13 protein-coding genes are annotated in these 15394 nt (G+C 68.4%); 7 read left to right on the forward strand and 6 right to left on the reverse strand.

Going from position 1 to position 15394, the window contains the following annotated elements; genetic code table 11:
* Positions 1-209: 209 nt before the first annotated feature.
* Both ACWPXK_RS08050 and ACWPXK_RS08055 read right to left on the reverse strand, forming a co-directional pair.
* Complete coding sequence (locus tag ACWPXK_RS08050; RefSeq protein ID WP_454195333.1) at positions 210-569, reverse strand: hypothetical protein; 360 nt, start codon at positions 567-569, stop codon at positions 210-212.
* A gap of 124 nt (positions 570-693) precedes the next feature.
* Positions 694-1488 carry an Rv1157c family protein gene (locus ACWPXK_RS08055; protein ID WP_454195334.1) on the reverse strand — a complete coding sequence of 265 codons (795 nt, stop codon included), beginning with the start codon at positions 1486-1488 and terminating at the stop codon, positions 694-696.
* 323 nt (positions 1489-1811) lie between these two features.
* On the opposite strand from ACWPXK_RS08055, the gene ACWPXK_RS08060 reads away from it, so the two are divergent.
* The gene (locus tag ACWPXK_RS08060) at positions 1812-3041 is read left to right on the forward strand and encodes a mannosyltransferase (protein WP_454195335.1); all 1230 of its coding nucleotides are present in this window, start codon (positions 1812-1814) and stop codon (positions 3039-3041) included.
* A gap of 89 nt (positions 3042-3130) precedes the next feature.
* Here the strand turns inward: ACWPXK_RS08060 and ACWPXK_RS08065 are convergent, their stop codons facing one another.
* Together ACWPXK_RS08065 and ACWPXK_RS08070 are read right to left on the reverse strand one after the other, a co-directional pair.
* Positions 3131-3418: a 4a-hydroxytetrahydrobiopterin dehydratase gene (locus tag ACWPXK_RS08065; RefSeq protein ID WP_364335075.1), complete on the reverse strand. Its 288-nt coding sequence runs from the start codon at positions 3416-3418 to the stop codon at positions 3131-3133.
* Positions 3419-3467: 49 nt separating this feature from the next.
* On the reverse strand, positions 3468-3644 hold the full coding sequence (locus ACWPXK_RS08070) for a hypothetical protein (protein ID WP_195131937.1): 177 nt from the start codon (positions 3642-3644) through the stop codon (positions 3468-3470).
* Between the two features lie 155 nt (positions 3645-3799).
* Here ACWPXK_RS08070 and typA point away from each other — a divergent pair, with 155 nt between their 5' ends.
* From typA to ACWPXK_RS08095, 5 genes are all read left to right on the forward strand, one after another.
* Positions 3800-5698 (forward strand): translational GTPase TypA, encoded by a 1899-nt coding sequence (typA, locus tag ACWPXK_RS08075; RefSeq protein WP_454195336.1) that lies wholly within the window; start codon positions 3800-3802, stop codon positions 5696-5698.
* 850 nt (positions 5699-6548) lie between these two features.
* Positions 6549-8360: an ABC transporter family substrate-binding protein gene (locus ACWPXK_RS08080; RefSeq protein ID WP_454195486.1), complete on the forward strand. Its 1812-nt coding sequence runs from the start codon at positions 6549-6551 to the stop codon at positions 8358-8360.
* The gene (gene mshB / locus ACWPXK_RS08085) at positions 8342-9244 is read left to right on the forward strand and encodes an N-acetyl-1-D-myo-inositol-2-amino-2-deoxy-alpha-D-glucopyranoside deacetylase (RefSeq protein ID WP_454195337.1); all 903 of its coding nucleotides are present in this window, start codon (positions 8342-8344) and stop codon (positions 9242-9244) included. Before ACWPXK_RS08080 ends, mshB begins: the two co-directional genes overlap by 19 nt.
* A 92-nt stretch (positions 9245-9336) precedes the next feature.
* Positions 9337-9495, forward strand: a complete 159-nt coding sequence (locus tag ACWPXK_RS08090) for a hypothetical protein (RefSeq protein ID WP_169333890.1) — start codon at positions 9337-9339, stop codon at positions 9493-9495.
* On the forward strand, positions 9492-9920 hold the full coding sequence (locus tag ACWPXK_RS08095; protein ID WP_454195338.1) for a hypothetical protein: 429 nt from the start codon (positions 9492-9494) through the stop codon (positions 9918-9920). Before ACWPXK_RS08090 ends, ACWPXK_RS08095 begins: the two co-directional genes overlap by 4 nt.
* Before the next feature lie 48 nt (positions 9921-9968).
* Here ACWPXK_RS08095 and ACWPXK_RS08100 read toward each other — a convergent pair whose 3' ends face one another.
* Together ACWPXK_RS08100 and ACWPXK_RS08105 are read right to left on the reverse strand one after the other, a co-directional pair.
* Positions 9969-11591 (reverse strand): PH domain-containing protein, encoded by a 1623-nt coding sequence (locus tag ACWPXK_RS08100; protein WP_454195339.1) that lies wholly within the window; start codon positions 11589-11591, stop codon positions 9969-9971.
* A 356-nt stretch (positions 11592-11947) separates the two neighbouring features.
* Positions 11948-12445 (reverse strand): PH domain-containing protein, encoded by a 498-nt coding sequence (locus ACWPXK_RS08105; RefSeq protein ID WP_454195340.1) that lies wholly within the window; start codon positions 12443-12445, stop codon positions 11948-11950.
* 225 nt (positions 12446-12670) lie between these two features.
* On the opposite strand from ACWPXK_RS08105, the gene ACWPXK_RS08110 reads away from it, so the two are divergent.
* Entirely contained in the window at positions 12671-15271 is a 2601-nt protein-coding gene (locus ACWPXK_RS08110) for a bifunctional FO biosynthesis protein CofGH (protein ID WP_454195341.1), read from the forward strand.
* Positions 15272-15394 lie beyond the last annotated feature (123 nt).

Genomic DNA, 15394 nt, shown 5'->3' on the forward strand with positions numbered 1-15394 from the left:
CGAGTGTCGAATAGTTATCAGCCCACGCAACAGCATCGGCTCAACTCCCGCTTTCGAGCGCAGCGAGATCGCGCATTGCCCGTTCGCGGCCCGGCTCGCGTCCGAGTGGCCGTCGCGTCCGCGACGCAGTCGCCAGCGGCGGTCGCTCGGACGCGAGCCACAAGGGGGCCGCGAACACGCAGTGCCGCAGGCGCTGCAAATGGACACAGCTAGGTCTGGCTGTGGCTCAGGGGTGCGACGCGCAAGTCGGGTTCGTCGTCGGGGACGACTCGCAGCGTCGGGCGGCTTTCCGGCGCCTCGTGGTCGCCCAGCCAGGAGAAGAGCGACCACCGGGACAGTCCGGAGAAGGCCGAACCGAGGCTGGCGAAGGAGAACGATGAGATCGCCGACCCGAATGATCCCACGGACCCGACGGACAGCACCGAGCCGACACTGCCGATGGACAGGATCGAATAGGCCGAGCCGATCGACAGAATCGAACCTTCGGAGCGGATCGACAGGATCGAGCGGTGCGAGCGCCTGCTCCGAATCGAACGTCCGGGGTGTGTCGAAAGATCGATGGTCGCCATAGTTAGCGGTCTACCACAGTCCGGCGGACTCATGTGTCCTCGCGCCAGATCCTTCAGGATGGCGGCGGGCGCGGGTATGAGTGAGGGCGGCGACCCCGGTGGAGTCGCCGCCCTCGGACGAAAATCAGGCGACGGTGAAGAACCCGAGCGTCGGCAGGAACGAGCAGGTCCGCGGCTCGGCGTCACCGGCCTTGGTGGTCAGCGAACCGCCGACCACGGCGACGATGCGACCGGAACCGGTGTTGGCGATGGCGGACAGCGTGGCGGGGCCATCCGGGTTGATCTTGGCCTCGTCGGTCAGCGGCAGGACGCCGGACTGACGGGTGTCCAGGTTCAGCCACTGCACCGTCATGGGCGGGTTCTGCACCGGCGTCGGCGCCTTGGTGCCGAGCGCGGTGAACACGAATCCGGTCTGGCCGGCCTGCGGGCCGGGGGGCGGCAGGGTGGCCGGGCCGGGCACGGCCAGCGCGGTCCCGATCGAGTCGGCGGTCGGGCTGATGCAGCCCTTGCCGATGGTCGGGTACAGGAACTGCGCGATCACGGGGCCGTCCTGCGGCACCTCGGGACCACCGCCGCCGCTGCCGTCGAGGAAGGTGATGATCCGCTCCAGCGTGGACTTGATCTGCGGCGGCAGATTCAACGTGGCGAGCAGCCTGCGCGCCTGGTCCAGAATCGCCGACTGCGGGCCCGCGATACCCGCGGGGCTCGCGATGTCCGCCGGGCCGGCGATGGCACCGACGATGGCGGGGGCGAGCGCGGCCAGCGCGTCCACCGGCACCCCTTCGGGGACCATCGGAACGCTCTGTGTGGTCGCCGCGGGTGCGGGGGCAGCGGTTGCTGTCGTCGGCGCAGCGAGCGTGGCACTCGCCGCGATGGCGAGTGCGGTCAATGCGATCCGCGATCCTCGGGTGCGAAGCACTGGTCTGGCCGTCCTTACCTCGGGTACAACTCGGTTCGATTGCTAAAAGCCATCGTTTCGGGGGTCACTCTAGGGACATTGCGGCTATGTGTACAGCCGCAGTGTCCGAATGGCGCTGTGGACGATCAGTGTTAGCAGAAGATACTGCACCATTGGTGTTACTGGTGTGAAATTTGATGCAAATGTTACCGGTGGTTCGAGGGTGGCACCGAGCGGATTCGCGCTGCGGTTAATCTAATCCGTGCCGTCCGCGCTGTCGCCGGAACACTCCGAAGTCCGGGCGTGCCGAACCGACACACCGCCTCCGAGCCGAAAGCAGCGATTTGAATCGTCACCTCCGATGGGCTGTGTCGGTGCTCGGTCTGTCCGTGCTGGCCCGGTTGCTCTGGATGTTGCTGTCGCCGAACGGGATGAACCTGGTCGACCTGCACGTCTACGTCGGCGGATCGGCCGCGCTGCTGACCGATCAGCTCTACGACTTCACCTATGCGGAGAAGACGCCGGACTTCCCGCTGCCGTTCACCTATCCGCCGTTCGCGGCGCTGGTGTTCTTCCCGCTGCACTACCTGCCGTTCACCGCTGTCGCGGTGGCCTGGCTGCTGGCCATCGCCGTGGCGCTGTACGCGGTGGTGCACATCAGTTTCGAGCTCATGTTCGGTGCGGAGACGCTGCGCGCGCCGCGGTGGCGGGTGGCGACGGTCGGCTGGACCGCGCTGGGGCTGTGGCTGGAGCCGGTGCGAACCACGATGGACTACGGCCAGGTCAACGTGTTCCTGGTACTCGGCGGGATGCTCGCGGTGCGCAGTTCGCGATGGTGGGTGTCCGGCGGGCTGGTCGGCATCGTCGCGGGCATCAAACTGACGCCTGCGATCACCGGTCTGTATTTCGTGGCGCGGCGGCGGTGGGCGACCGTCGCGTGGTCGGCGCTCGTGTTCGGCGCGACAGTGGGCGTGAGCTTCTTGATCGCGCCGATCGAGGCGCGGCAGTACTTCGGCACATTGCTCGGTGACGCCGATCGGATCGGGCCGGTGGGCTCGGTGTGGAATCAATCGCTGCGCGGCGCGCTGAGCCGAATCCTCGGTTATGACGTGGAATCCGGGCCGTGGTGGATCGCGGCCGTGCTGCTGATCGCTGTGCTGGCAGTCCTGGCCTGGCGCGCCTTGGAGCCGGAGGACCGGCTCGGCACGTTGATCGTGGTGCAACTGTTCGGGCTGATGATCTCGCCCATCTCGTGGTCGCATCACTGGGTGTGGCTGCTGCCGACGGTGCTGTGGCTGGTCTACGGGCCACTGCGTGCGGTGGCCGGGGCGCGCGTCATCGCGGGATTCTGGGTGGCGACCATGCTCGTCGGCGTGCCATGGGTGCTGTCCTTCTTCCAGGATTCGATCTGGACCATCTCACGTCCTGGTGTGCTGGCCTGGCTCGGCGCTGTCGACGTGCTCGGCGTCGTGGTGTTCTACCTCTGGGTGATCCGGTCCGGAACCCGCCGCGTGCGGTCAGGCGGGGAAAGGGAAGCGCGTCCGACCGCGGAAGGCTCCGTCCGCGGCGCGTAGGAACACCACATACTCAGCCGGACGAGGGTCGCGAACACCCAGCGCCGCAGGCGCTGGCAAAACCAACACAGCGCCGCAGGCGCTGCAAATCAGATACAGCGGTCGATCTCGTGCGCCAGCGCGACGTCCAGCGCGGTGAGCCCGCCCGCGGAGTGGGTGGACAGCGTGAAGGTGACGTTGCGCCAACGGATATCGATGTCCGGATGATGGTTGGCGGTCTCGGCGACCTCGGCGACTCGGCGCACGAGTTCGATGCCGGCGGGGAACGTGGGTGCCTTGACGGTGCGGACCAGGCTGTCGCCTGATCGAGCCCACTCGGGCAGCTCGGTGAGGGCCTCGGCGATTTCGATATCGGAGAGCAGTGTCTGCTGCGCCATAGCTCTTTACTCCTCGTATCGGGCCGCCCCGAAAGGGTCGCGGCGCTGGTCAGGCGGCGCGCGCCTGCTTGAGTGCCTTCTTCAGATCCTTGCCGCTGATCCCAGCGGCTTCGCACTTCTTCATCCGCATGATCACAACGGGGCACTTCAAGCAGCGCGTCTTCTTCCGACAGCACTTCTTCTTCGGTTTCAGGCTGGAAACCTTCTTCGCTTTGACCTTGCCCACGGCGGTTAGCCTACCCTTAATACAAAGCCTGAAACGTTGCGGGAACCGGACAGCCGGTAGGGTGTACCTGGCCGCGATGCCCGGTGAGTTTCGATTCTCCACCTGTTTGCAGGGGTCGGCCGAGCACCAACACCTAACAGCAGGAGGATTCAGGCGTGTCGTCTGCACGCGATTTTCGCAACGTCGCCATCGTGGCCCACGTCGACCACGGCAAGACGACGCTGGTCGACGCCATGCTGCGCCAGTCCGGTGCCTTCGCCGAACGGGCCGAGCCCGTCGATCGCGTGATGGACTCCGGCGACCTGGAGCGCGAGAAGGGCATCACCATTCTCGCCAAGAACACGGCGGTGCACCGCCACCATCCGGACGGTTCGGTCACCGTGATCAACGTCATCGACACCCCGGGTCACGCCGACTTCGGCGGTGAGGTCGAGCGCGGCCTGTCCATGGTGGACGGCGTGGTGCTGCTGGTCGACGCGTCCGAAGGACCGCTGCCGCAGACTCGCTTCGTGCTGCGCAAGGCTCTTGCCGCGTCGTTGCCGGTGATCCTGGTCGTGAACAAGACCGACCGTCCCGACGCTCGCATCGAGGAGGTCGTCGAGGAGAGCCACGACCTGCTGCTCGATCTGGCCTCCGATCTGGACGACGCCGCCGCCGAGGCCGCCGAGCTCGCCCTCGACCTGCCGGTGCTGTACGCCTCGGGCCGGGAAGGCAAGGCGTCCAAGGAGCGTCCGGAGAACGGGAACGCCCCGGACGCGGAGAACCTGGACGCGCTGTTCGACGTGCTGATGGAGTACATTCCCGCCCCCAAGGGCGATCCGTCCGCACCGTTGCAGGCGCATGTCACCAACCTGGACGCTTCGGCGTTCCTCGGCCGCCTCGCGCTGGTCCGCGTCCACAACGGCGAGCTGCGCAAAGGACAGAACGTCGCGTGGATGCACGCCGACGGCGTCAAGCAGGTGAAGATCACCGAGTTGTTGCAGACGGTCGGCGTGGAACGCCAGCCCGGCGAGATCGCGGTGGCGGGCGACATCGTCGCCATCGCGGGCATCCCGGACATCATGATCGGTGACACCCTCGCCGACCTCGACAATCCGGTCGCGCTGCCGCGCATCACCGTCGACGAGCCCGCCATCTCGGTCACCATCGGCACGAACACCTCGCCGTTGGTGGGCCGGGTGCAGGGACACAAGCTGACCGCCCGCATGGTGAAGGCCCGGTTGGACCAGGAGCTGGTCGGCAACGTGTCGCTGCGGGTGCTCGACATCGGCCGCCCGGATGCCTGGGAGGTGCAGGGCCGTGGCGAATTGGCGCTGGCCATCCTGGTGGAGACCATGCGCCGCGAGGGCTTCGAGCTGACCGTCGGCAAGCCGCAGGTGGTCACCAAGCAGGTCGACGGCAAGGTGCACGAGCCGTACGAAGAGCTGACCATCGACTGCCCCGAGGAGTACCTCGGCGCCATCACCCAGCTGCTGGCCGCGCGCAAGGGCAAGATGGTGCAGATGAGCAACCACGCCGCGGGCTGGGTGCGGATGGAGTTCATCGTCCCCTCGCGCGGCCTGATCGGCTTCCGCACCGACTTCCTCACCGAGACCCGCGGCACCGGCATCGCCAACGCGGTGTCACACGGCTACGCGCCCTGGGCGGGAGAGATCCGGGCCCGGCACACCGGCTCGCTGGTGTCCGACCGGTCGGGCACGGTGACGCCGTTCGCCATGATCCAGCTGGCCGACCGCGGCCAGTTCTTCGTCGAGCCCGGCGCGGACACCTACGAGGGCCATGTCGTCGGCATCAACCCGCGGGCGGAGGACCTCGACATCAATGTCACCCGCGAGAAGAAGCTGACCAATATGCGAAGCTCCACCGCCGACGTGATCGAGACCCTGGCCAAGCCATTGCAGCTCGATTTGGAAGGCGCTATGGAGTTCTGCGCCGCCGACGAGTGCGTGGAGGTCACGCCGGAGGTGGTCCGGGTGCGCAAGGTGATTCTCGGGCAGAACGAGCGTGCGCGGGAGCTGTCCCGGCGCAAGGCGCGCGACCGGGCGGCGCTGTAATCGGTTGCCGTGGAAGCGAATTCGGCGTCATGGTGGCGCCGGGTTCGCCGCCAGGTCGCGTGGCGGAGTGCTGCGGCCGACTGCCGGGTGGTGGTCGGTCGCGGCTGATCGCGGGTCCCGGTGAATCGTCGCGCGGTAGCTCTGGTCGGCAATTCATCGTCGCTTTCCCGGGAATTTACTATCGAGAACGACTCCGCGATGGTCGGATTGCTTCGTTTCAAGTTTGTGCTGGTCGGGTAGTCTCTCTGGTCGGGGATTGGTGAGCCCGGTGGTCGGGTAATTCTCTGCCACTATTCGCTTTATCCCGAGTCATGCCCCGACGTGGGTAACTCGTAACCGTCCGAAGAATTGGTTTCGACCGCGGCCGCTATCCCGGTTTCGCGGCAAGCCGGAATTTGCCGCGAAATCGATTTCGTCGAATAACGCTGGGCTCGTGGTTGTGCGCCGTATATCGGCGATGCATGCCACGCTCCGCGCATGCGGTCGCGTGGCGCTAGTCGGTGCTTGGGCATGCTTCTGCTCGGAAAGCCTTGGTGTGCAGGGCGTGTGGCGGCCCCGAGGATCCGCAGTGTCTGTGCCGGGAACGCACATGAGCGCGGGAGTTGCCTTCCCGCGCCATGTCGACGCGATTGTTCACTGTCGCGTGCTGCCCATCGGTGGACGGGTCGTCGGCGCTATCGCCGTGCATATGGATTGCGCTCGTCACTTCTGAGACTGTGAATGGTCGAGTATTGCGGCCGTCGCGGATGCGCGGATTATTTGCCGACTCTCAACCGAGTTGGTGTGGCATGGCGTCGCGGACCAAGCGGATCGGTATCGCCGATCGCTCTCGTGACACCAGGAATCTGCGATCGGACCGGACTCTACGGTAGAGTTCGCGAGCGTGAAAGTGGGCGCAGGAAAACGCGCAGCGTGGCGCACGTTGTTGCCGACCATGGCGGTGCTGGCGCTGATCAGCAGCTGCGCGGCCAACCCGCCGCCGCCCATCGAAAGCACCGACAGCCCGAAGACCACGCCGGTCAAACCCGCGGAGTCCACCGTCGTCGTCGCCTTGGACACCATCGGCACGGCCTTCAATCCGCATCTGCGCTCCGACCAGTCCGCCGCCACCTCGGCCATCGCCTCGCTGGTGCTGCCGAGCCCGTTCCGGCCGGTGCCGAGCCCGACCACACCGGGGGCGACGGCGTGGGTGCCGGACTCGTCGTTGCTGGTCTCCGCCGACGTGACCGCGCAGGAGCCGTTCACGATCACCTATAAGTTGCGCAACGAAGCGTCGTGGTCGGACGGCGCGCCCATCGCGGCCGAGGACTTCCGCTACCTGTGGCAGGAGATGATCTCCGAACCCGGCGTCGTCGATCCGGCCGGATACCGGTTGATCTCGGATGTGAACTCCTCCGCGGGTGGCAAGACGGTCACCGTCGTGATGTCGCAGCCGTATCCCGGCTGGCGTGAGTTGTTCACGGACCTGCTTCCGTCGCATCTGCTGAAAGACGCTCCCGGCGGATTCGCCCGGGGAATGAACGGCCAGGTCAACGGCGTCCGGGTGTCCGGAGGCCCGTTCGGGATCCGCTCGGCGGATCCGGGGCGCGACGAGATGTTGCTGGAACGCAACGACCGCTTCTGGGGGACACCGGCCATGCCCGGCCAGATCCTGCTTCGCCGCGGCGGCACGACCGCGCAGCTGGCGGGCTCGCTGCGCACCGGCGACGTGCAGATGGCCCTGGTCCACGGCGGCGTGGCGACGCAAGCACAGCTGGGCGCGATCCCGTCGGTGCGGACCGCGATCATGCCGCAATCACGGGTGCTGCGGCTGGTGCTCAATGGGCGCAAGGGTGAGCTGAGCGATCCGCGGGTGCGCTCGGGCGTGCTCGCGCTGCTCGACCCCAACCTGCTCGCGACGGTCGGCGCGCAGACCGGCAATTGGGTGGAACCCGCTCGGGCGCAGGTGCTCGCGCCGTCCGATCCCGGATATGCCCCGACCGCGCCGCCGCGGCCATCCGCGGACGAGGCGTTCGCGCTGCTCGCCGCCGCGGGATACGGCCGGGCGCCGGAGCCTCCACCAGCTACCTCGCCGACCTCGCCGGCGCCGCAGCCGCGCACTGTCGGCAAGGACGGCAAGCCGCTGACCGTGCGCATCGGCGCGGTCGACAAGGACGCCACCGCGCTCGCGGTGGCCAATACCGCCGCCGACCAATTGCGCAGCGCGGGCATCGACGCGACGGTGCGCAGTGTCGCCGCCGACGAGCTGTACGGCAAGGAATTGATCGAGGGCACGGTCGACGCCATCGTCGGCTGGGAGGTGGCCGGTTCGGACCCGGCGACGGTGCTGGCGTCCCGTTACGCATGCCCGCCGCCCGCGCTGCCGGGGGTCACCGGCCCGGCGCAGGCCATCGCCGAGGCCGCGCAGCGCGCGCCGAGCAACCTGTCCGGCGTGTGTGATCCGGGCTTGCAGCCCGCGATCGACGAAGCGCTGCGCGGGGTCGACGTGGGCCGGGTGCTCGCCGAGGCCGAGCCCAAACTGTGGGCTATGGCGACGGTGCTGCCGATCGTGCAGGACAACGCCGTCGCCGCATCCGGGCCCCGGGTGGACGGCGCCTCGCTCAGCGGAGCCATTCAGGTCGGCATTTTCGGCGACGCGTCCCTGTGGCGCAGGATCCCGTGACCTCGGCGGCAACGGGCGGGCTGCTGCTGGTGCACGCCCACCCGGACGACGAATCCATCACCACCGGAGGGACGATCGCGCACTACCGCCGTCGCGGCGTGCCGGTCACCGTGGTCACCTGCACCCTCGGCGAGGAGGGCGAGGTGATCGGCGACGAATGGGGGCTGCTGGCCGCGGAGCACGCCGACCAGCTCGGTGGCTATCGCATCCTCGAACTGACCAGGGCGCTGGCCGCGCTGGACGCGGGACCGCCGCATTTCCTCGGTGGCGCGGGTCGCTGGCGTGACTCCGGCATGGCGGGCACTCTCGCCGCGAACAAACCGCGGGTGTTCGTGCGCTCCGGGGACGAGGCGGTACACGCACTCACCGAAGTGGTGCTGCGGCTGCGGCCGCACGTGGTGGTCGGCTACGACCCCAAAGGCGGATACGGCCACCCCGACCACATCCGGGCGCACGAGGTCACCACCGCCGCCGTGCACGCCGCGGCCGACCAAGGCTGGAACACTCCGAAGTTCTATTGGACCATCACCGACGCCGACATGCTGCGCCTGCACACCGCCGCGCTGGCCCGGCGCACCGTCGAGGGCTTGCCCGGCGCGCTGCCTCCGGGCTGGCGGCTGCCTGCCGAAGGGGAGCTCGCGAGCGTGCCCAGCCACGCGGTGACCACCACGGTCGACGTCTCCGACGTGCTGACGGCCAAGCGCGCGGCGCTGCGGGCGCACGCGACACAGGTCACCGTCGCGCCGTCCGGGCGGGAATTCGCCCTGTCGAACAATGTCGCCCAACCGGTGCTGCCGGAAGAGCACTTCATTCTCGTGCGAGGTTCGCGCGGTCCCGTCGGGCCGGACGGGCGGGAGCACGACTTGTTCGCGGGTTTGGACTGACGGAATCCGAACGACGATAGTGGGTCGCGAACCTCCCGGTGGACGGAGAGAACTGATCATGTGCGCGGGAACGCCGGAATAGACTCGGCAGTATGTACAACTGGGAGCTCCAGAACGCGATCGCGGCGTTCGTCGACAGCATGAAGCCGCACTGGCAGGAGCAACACGACCTGTATATGACGGTGCTGTACGCGTTTGTCGACATGCAGAGCCACCTGTTGACCCTCCTCGGTTACCCACCGGTGCCGTGACGACGAAAGTCGACGACCACGCTCCCGCCGCATCCGGTGCCGCTCGTTTCGCGGTCGGCCGCGTGCTGGCCCAGGTGATCCTCGTTGTCCTGGTCTTGGACGCACTGCTCACTTTGTCGGTCGAGGTGTTGTATTTGCCGACCTATCTCGGTGCCACCGCGCTTCCGATCGCCGCTGTCCTGGCCGGTGTGGTGAACGTGCTGCTCGTCGCGGGAGTGCGGTCGGTTACCCAGCGCACCTCGGCCATGGGTCTTCCGCTGGCCGCGTGGGCGTTCGGGTTCCTGGTCTGCGCGAGCGTCGGCCCTGGCGGCGACATCCTGCTCGTCAGCGATTGGCGCACCGCGCTGCTGCTGTTCTGCGGATTGCTTCCGCCCCTGGCGTACATCTACTTCCAGATGAACGCCCGCGTATTCCGCCCGCGCTGAGCACGGGCGAGCCGGACCGCCAAGTGGCGATCACGGCGTCGGGGCGGGTCAGCGCATGCCGAGCCGCCCGGGGGTGACGGCCTCGATGAGCTTCCATGCGTCGTCGATCGGGATGTCGACCAGCGCGTAGCGCTTCTTGCCCGCCGCGGTCGCCGCGACGACCGTGGCGACTCCGGCGCGGCGCTGGAAGAAGGTCTGACGCACGGTCCAGCCGATCACGCCGGGCGCCTCCAGGCAGTCCCGGTCCCGGTCGAGGGATCCGGAGCGGGTGATCAGCCAGGTCGGGCTGGTGGCCGTGCGGGGAAGTACGGCGTGGCCGAGGCCGCGGTAGCGGTCTTCGGCCAGGGCGAGCGCCACCGGAACGGCGAGGCCGGGCAGGAACCACCACCACGGCGAATAGCCCGCTCCGGCAAGGGCGAGATAGGCCATCACGACGGCGAGGAGAGCGACCGGGGCGAGTGCGCGGGTGTGCCTACGACGCCGTGCGGCCGGGCCATGTGCGATCAACGGCGCGCTGCCCGGCGCCGGACCGGTGTCCGATGCCCCTGCGCCACTGGGAATCGCGTCCGCCGGGGCGGGAATATCGTTGTCGCGCATCTCGTCCGGGGCGAGCAGATGGCTCAGGGTGTGTTCCACCGCGCCGCGTGGTGCCTGCGGCAGGATCTTCTGCCGCGGGTTCTCGCCGGTCATGATCGCCTCGAGTTCGGCGGCGCCCGCCAGGCGCAGCAGCAGCGGCTCCTTCACCGTGGCCCCGCGCAGGCGGGCCAGGTCGAGGGTGATCTGGCGGGTAGTGAACAGGCCGTGGCGCAACTGCAAGGTCTTGCCGTCATCGCTGACGCGCAGCCCGAAATAGGTGGTCAGGTAGTGCGCGCACGCGGCGGCGCTGACCACGAGGACGATGGCGCACAGCAGTGCGACCCCGGCGAGCGCCAGTGCCAGCGCGCCGCCGTCTTCCACGTCGTGTACCGCGTCCGACCGGAACACGATCTCGCCGAGTCCGTACTGGAAGGCGACGCCCACGATCGGCGCGACGATCGCGAACCCGGTCAGCGACAGCGGGGCATAACGCACCCACGCCGGACGCCAATGCCCGATCTCACGCGCCGGAGTCCGCGTCGTGACGAAACCACCGGATACATTCTGCGGCGGTAGTTTTCGTTCCTCGACCTCGTCCACCTGGCCCGCCGTGTGCGCGAGCAGCCCGGCGCGCAACGGCGGCACGCCCCGCGCGTCCAAGGCGTCGAGCTTGAACTGCTCACCGGAATCGGCCTGCTGGCCCGTCCCGATGGCCAGTACGGCGAGCCCGAGAACCCGATGCAGCAGGTCCGCTTCGATGTCCACCGAACGGATCCGCGACCGCGGCACCGACAGTTTCTTGCGCTGCAGCAACCCGGTGCGCAGCTCGACGTGCGTCGGTCCGACCCGGTACGTCGTGGTGAACCAGCGGGTGAGCGCGAACCCGACGATCAGCACCACCGGGATGATGCTCCACACATGGTTGCCGCTGCTCGTACCCAGGATCACCGAACCGATCAGCACCGGGATGAACTTCACCACCTCGGTGATCGGATGGACCAGCAGCATCCGCTTGTCGAGCCGCTGCCACGGTTGCCCCGCCTGCGCGGTGCCCGCCTCGGCCGTGTTCGCGGTTCGTTCGCTGGGCTCACTCATGTCGCCCCTCGCCGGGACTTCGTGCCGCCCGAGCGAGTGCTCGGCTGTGTTCGTCAGGTCGCTCGCTCATGCCTGCGCCTCGCTGGCGCTCGGCTCCGGCACGAGCGAGGGCTCGGCTGTGTCCATTGTTCGCTCGCTGCGCTCGCTCATGCCTGCGCCTCGCTGGCGCTCGGCTCCGGCACGAGCGAGGGCTCGGCTGTGTCCATTGTTCGCTCGCTGCGCTCGCTCATGCCTGCGCCTCGCTGGCGCTCGGCTCCGGCACGAGCGAGTGCTCGGCTGTGTCCATTGTTCGCTCGCTGCGCTCGCTCATGCCGACCCCTCGATGCCGCTCGGCGTGGTGACGAGCCAGTGCTCACTCATGTCGCGTCCCCGCGGTGCTGGGCGGCGATCCGGGTCAACCGCGTCACGGTCTCCTCGGCGACCGGGAGATCGAGGGCGCTGATCTGCACCGCGCCTGCCGAGGAGGCGGTGGTCACGGTGACCGTCGCCAGGCCGAGCAGGCGCTCCAGGGGTCCCCGTTCGGTGTCGACGGTCTGCACCCGCGAGATCGGCGCGACCCGGCTCTCCTGGCTGAGCCAGCCGACCCTGGTGTACACCGCCTCGTCGGTCACCTCCCAGCGGTGCACGGCGTACCGCCACCACGGCACGACGCCGATGTTCAGCGCGGCCAGCGCCAATGTGACCAGGAAGATGCCGAGTTGCCAGCCGCGGTGCGTGGAGTCCAGCATCGCCCACACGATCTGCGCCGCGAAGGGAATCACCCAGGCCAGCGCCGCCTGCACGGTCCACAGCAGCTTCGCCTTCGGGCTGGGGCGCCAGGCCGGGTCGGCCAAGATCGTGCGCGACTGCGACATGCTGCCATGGTTGCACGATCGCGATCCGCTGTGGCAGGTAAACGTCCACGGACCGAGGCGACGTGGTGCTCACCGACGCCACCCCGGAATAGCCTCGGGCGCCGCGCAGTTGTCAACGCTCAACGGCGCCCGCGTCCAGCGCGGCCGCTGTAGTGAGCGAGCGCGGCTGGTCCGCTTCGCCTCACTGTCGAGCACTGGAGGGAGACAGTTCCGGATGTGTAGCGCATGATCGACGGCGTGACCGATCTACCGAACCCGAGCGTCCCGCCGGCACCGCCCAATCCTTCGGCCATGCGCCGGGCGTTGCGCAGGGCCCGCGACGGTGTCACGTTGAACGTGGACGAGGCCGCGGTGCTGTTGCACGCGACCGGTGACGACCTCGCCGACCTCTGTCGCAGTGCCGCGCGGGTGCGCGACGCCGGGCTGGCCTCCGTGGGTCGTCCGAAGACGATCAGCTATTCCCGCAACGTCTTCATCCCGCTGACGCGACTGTGCCGGGACAAGTGCCACTACTGCACGTTCGTCACCGTGCCGGGCAAGCTGCGCGCCGAGGGCAAGGGGATGTTCCTCGAACCCGACGAAGTGCTCGACATCGCACGCCGCGGTGCGGCGCTCGGGTGCAAGGAGGCGCTGTTCACGCTGGGTGATCGGCCCGAGGACCGCTGGCCGGAGGCCGCGCAGTGGCTGGACGAGCGCGGCTACGACTCGACGCTGGACTACCTGCGTGCCGTGTCGATCATGGTGCTGGAGGAGACCGGCCTGCTGCCGCACCTGAATCCGGGTGTGATGTCGTGGGAGGAGATCGCGCGGCTCAAGCCGGTGGCGCAGTCCATGGGCATGATGCTGGAGACCACGGCGACCCGGCTGTTCACCGAGAAGGGCAACTGCCACTACGGCAGCCCGGACAAGGACCCCGCGGTGCGGCTGCGCGCCATCACCGACGCGGGCCGGCTCTCTGTGCCGTACACCACCGGCATCCTGGTCGGCATCGGCGAGACGATGGCAGAGCGGGCCGAGTCGATCATGGCGATTCGCAAGCAGCACAAGGCATTCGGGCACATCCAGGAAGTCATCATCCAGAACTTCCGCGCCAAGGACGACACCGCGATGCGGGACGTGCCGGACGCGGGTCTGGAGGAATTCCTCGCCACCATCGCCGTCACCCGCATCCTGCTCGGGCCTGACGTGCCGGTGCAGGCGCCGCCGAACCTGGTGTCGCATGCCGAGTGCCGCGCGCTGATCGAGGCGGGCATCGACGACTGGGGCGGTGTGTCGCCGGTGACACCGGACCACGTCAACCCGGAGCGGCCGTGGCCGAACCTGGACACCCTGCGGGAGATCACCGAGGCGGCGGGCTATCAGCTGGTCGAGCGCACCTCCGCGCACCCGAAGTACGTGCGGGCGGGCAATCCGTGGGTCGATCCGCGCATCGGCGCGCACGTCGCGGCGCTCACCGACCCGGCGACCGGGTTGGCGAATCCGGACGCGATACCGGTGGGCCTGCCCTGGCAGGAGCCGGACGAGTCCTGGGAGTCGACCGGACGCGTCGATCTCAACACCGCCATCGATATCGACGGCCGCAACACCGAGCACCGCAGCGACGCCGGGCTCGGCCAAGACGTGGTCGGCGCCTTCGGTGACTGGGACACCATCCGCGAGCAGGCGCGCGATCTCGCCGTCGCGACGCCGGGGCGGCTGGACTCGGACGTGCTCGCGGCGCTTCGTGCCGCCGAACGCGACCCGGCCGGGCTCAGCGACGCCGAGTATCTCGCGCTGGCCACCGCCGACGGCGCCGAACTCGACGCGGTCGCCGCGCTGGCCGATCAGTTGCGCCGCGACACGGTCGGCGACGACGTCACCTACGTGGTGAACCGGAACATCAACTTCACCAATATCTGCTACACCGGGTGCCGGTTCTGCGCCTTCGCCCAGCGCAAGGGCGACGCCGACGCGTTCACGCTGAGCATGGACGAGGTCGCCGACCGGGCTTGGGAGGCGCACGTCGACGGCGCCACCGAAGTGTGCATGCAGGGCGGCATCGACCCCGACCTGCCGGTCACCGGGTACGCGGACCTGGTGCGCGCCGTGAAGCAGCGGGTGCCGTCGATGCATGTGCACGCGTTCAGTCCGATGGAGATCGTGAACGGCGCCTCGCGCGGCGGCCAGAGCATCCGGGACTGGCTGGTCGCGCTGAAGGAAGCCGGTCTGGACACCATTCCCGGCACGGCCGCGGAGATCCTGGACGACGAGGTGCGCTGGGTGCTCACCAAGGGCAAGTTGCCCACCTCGGCGTGGATCGAGGTGATCACCACGGCGCATCAGGTGGGCATCCGGTCCAGCTCGACCATGATGTACGGCCACGTGGACAATCCGAAGCACTGGGTCGGGCACCTGCGGGTGCTGCGCGGAATCCAGGACGAGACCGGCGGTTTCACCGAATTCGTGCTGCTGCCGTTCGTCCATCAGAGCGCGCCGCTGTACCTGGCCGGTGCCGCGCGTCCCGGCCCGACGAACCGGGACAACCGCGCCGCCCACGCGCTGGCCAGGATCATGCTGCACGGCCGGATCCCGAACATCCAGACCAGCTGGGTCAAGCTCGGGACCACCGGAACCCGCGTGATGCTGAACAGCGGCGCCAACGATCTGGGCGGCACGCTGATGGAGGAGACCATCTCCCGGATGGCCGGATCGCAGCACGGCTCGGCGAAAACCGTCGCCGAGCTGGTCGAGATCGCCTCGGGCATCGGGCGACCGGCCCGGGAACGGACCACGACCTACGGTGTGCCGAAGCGGACGATGTCGGCACTCCCCTTGACAGTGGGGTAGTGCGAAAACCCACCCAGCTTTCGCGTGCGTAAGCTCGTGAGTTAGGGCAGGCTGACCAGTAGTAACGTGGGGTGCCGGGATAGGGTTTCGCCGGGCGGACTATCCCGCAGGCGAGGACAGACT

The organism is Nocardia sp. Marseille-Q1738, assembly GCF_965283145.1.

Coding starts and splice junctions, on each gene's coding strand:
- ACWPXK_RS08050 (WP_454195333.1), bottom strand. CDS start 569: ATGGCGACCATCGATCTTTCGACACACCCCGGACGTTCGATTCGGAGC.
- ACWPXK_RS08065 (WP_364335075.1), bottom strand. CDS start 3,418: ATGGCGCAGCAGACACTGCTCTCCGATATCGAAATCGCCGAGGCCCTC.
- ACWPXK_RS08090 (WP_169333890.1), top strand. CDS start 9,337: ATGTACAACTGGGAGCTCCAGAACGCGATCGCGGCGTTCGTCGACAGC.
- ACWPXK_RS08100 (WP_454195339.1), bottom strand. CDS start 11,591: ATGAGTGAGCCCAGCGAACGAACCGCGAACACGGCCGAGGCGGGCACC.
- ACWPXK_RS08105 (WP_454195340.1), bottom strand. CDS start 12,445: ATGTCGCAGTCGCGCACGATCTTGGCCGACCCGGCCTGGCGCCCCAGC.
- ACWPXK_RS08110 (WP_454195341.1), top strand. CDS start 12,671: ATGATCGACGGCGTGACCGATCTACCGAACCCGAGCGTCCCGCCGGCA.